This window comes from Candidatus Accumulibacter aalborgensis (assembly GCF_900089955.1).
In the GTDB taxonomy this organism is placed as follows: domain Bacteria; phylum Pseudomonadota; class Gammaproteobacteria; order Burkholderiales; family Rhodocyclaceae; genus Accumulibacter; species Accumulibacter aalborgensis.
The window spans coordinates 1-1,099 of the sequence record NZ_FLQX01000047.1 but is presented as its reverse complement, the minus strand read 5'-3'; the positions used below and the strand labels follow the sequence as shown (position 1 = coordinate 1,099).

General features: G+C 57.4%; 1 protein-coding gene. It reads right to left on the bottom strand.

Annotation, left to right across the window (positions count from 1 at the left end; translation table 11 throughout):
• Window positions 1-972, bottom strand: a 972-nt coding sequence (locus ACCAA_RS04355; protein ID WP_425394450.1) for a TY-Chap domain-containing protein, incomplete at its 3' end; no start/stop codon positions are given.
• Between the last annotated feature and the right edge of the window lie 127 nt (window positions 973-1,099).

The following is a 1,099-nucleotide window of genomic DNA, read 5'->3' as shown; positions in this document are numbered from 1 at the left end:
TCTTTGGCCGCGCCCACGAAACACTGTTCGCGCAGGTGCTCCAGTGCATGCCGCTGCCCCCACGGCCGGCGCGCCGACGACCCCGACCGCCCAAGCAGCCCTATCTGATGCCGATGGCGGCGGAGCGGGGGTGGCCGGAATGATGATCAAGGCCGCGACCGCTGTAAAGGATACGGGGTCGGGAAACTCGACGAAGAAGTTCGGAGAACCATCGGGATCGTTCTCGGGCGTTGATTCATCCGGGCTGGCGGTTGGGTCGCTCCAGCCGCTTTGCAGCAGCGTGGCGATCTGCCGCTCGTTGAGTTTTTCCGGCTTGCTGAGGTAGGCGTTGCTGGTCGTTTCGACCCGCATCCCGTAGGAACCTTGCGCCGCAAACTGGACGAAGCGATTCGAGCGTTTTACCAGCAGGATCAGGTATTGGTCTTCTTCCAGCTTTGCAAGTGCCGCAGCCAGCTTTTCGGCGAAAGGCGGCCACGCTACGGAGAGGCGGCTTGTGGCACCGGAGGCTTTTGCTTGCTGTTCGAGCTTCGCCTGCTCTTCCTTCAGCAACTCATCGTAGCTTCCGATTTCTCGACCAAGACAAATCTCGCTCCATCTTGGCAACACGTAATCCGTCCGACGTCCGGCGTTCTCACGCCAGTAAATGACCGCTCGTTGCCAGATGTCTTGCACAAAGGCTGGATGCACCGCAGTCGGAATAAGGTGCGGCCAGCACTCATTGATTGTTTCAAGAGCCTCGTCCAGCGTATCGAAGTAGACAATGGCCGGCTTGGGCTTTGGTTTTGGTTTTTTTGGTGATGCTGCTGGCTTCTCTACTTCATCTTCTTCATCGTCGTACATCCACGAATCGCCACAGTCTGGCTCGCGCCCGAATCGCCAGGCACCATTCCGCTGTTCGCCCATGATCGTGTAGCCACCACCTTCGGCACCCACTTCAAGGATCACTTCGGGTTGCTTTGTTTTCTTGACCATGACTTGCTCCTGTTTCGAAATTCGGGTATTCGTAAAAACGTGATGCAAAGGACTTAAATCCGACCCGCCTGTTACGTCGCGCGGTGATTCAGACTGTTTGGCGCAAGCTGTTCGAGGCTGAGACAGA